Genomic DNA, 534 nt, shown 5'->3' with positions numbered 1-534 from the left:
CAACGGTCTAGTGTAAACGGCGGCGGAGGCCGTCGGCCGAAGATGCCGTTTACACAGTGTTAGCTGCTGTTTTTCTTTTTTTATTCTCACTGTTCCCCTTCCCAGAACTGTATTATTTGTTCCCAAGCTTCTTTGGTTTTAGGTCGAAGCCAAATATCAAAATCTGTATGGTAATCAATATCTTTTTCTCCACTTGAAATATTCTGTATATCTTCAAGTAGTCCAACAACTACCAAATTTATTGTATCACTATCGCCGTTTGCTAAAACAGCCTCGACAGAATCGAAAAAGGAGGAAAATCCATCAGTTTTTTTAGATTTAGCTCTTACAACGACATAGCGGGCAACTTCTCCAATATCTATATAGTCATTTCTTTCTGTTGAATAGTCGGTGTATTCCTTGCTCTTGTATATATCCCAGTGCTTTTTTAAATCGGGAATAGACGATGTAATCAACTCTATAGCTTTGTCCTTGTCAATAGAATTTGGCTTTTTATAATATTCCCAATTTGTCATAATTTAAATTGCAGCTAAC

The 534-nt window shown here is 37.1% G+C and carries 1 protein-coding gene; it reads right to left on the bottom strand.

The genetic code is table 11. The features are described from left to right. Window positions 1-86 precede the first annotated feature (86 nt). Window positions 87-515 (bottom strand): hypothetical protein, encoded by a 429-nt coding sequence (locus HHO50_RS20950; protein ID WP_181309098.1) that lies wholly within the window; start codon window positions 513-515, stop codon window positions 87-89. Window positions 516-534 lie beyond the last annotated feature (19 nt).

The sequence above is a fragment of the Rufibacter sp. XAAS-G3-1 genome (genome assembly GCF_013623775.1).
Lineage (GTDB): Bacteria > Bacteroidota > Bacteroidia > Cytophagales > Hymenobacteraceae > Nibribacter.
Note: the sequence above shows the minus strand (reverse complement) of the source record. Positions and strands in the feature narration are given on the sequence as shown.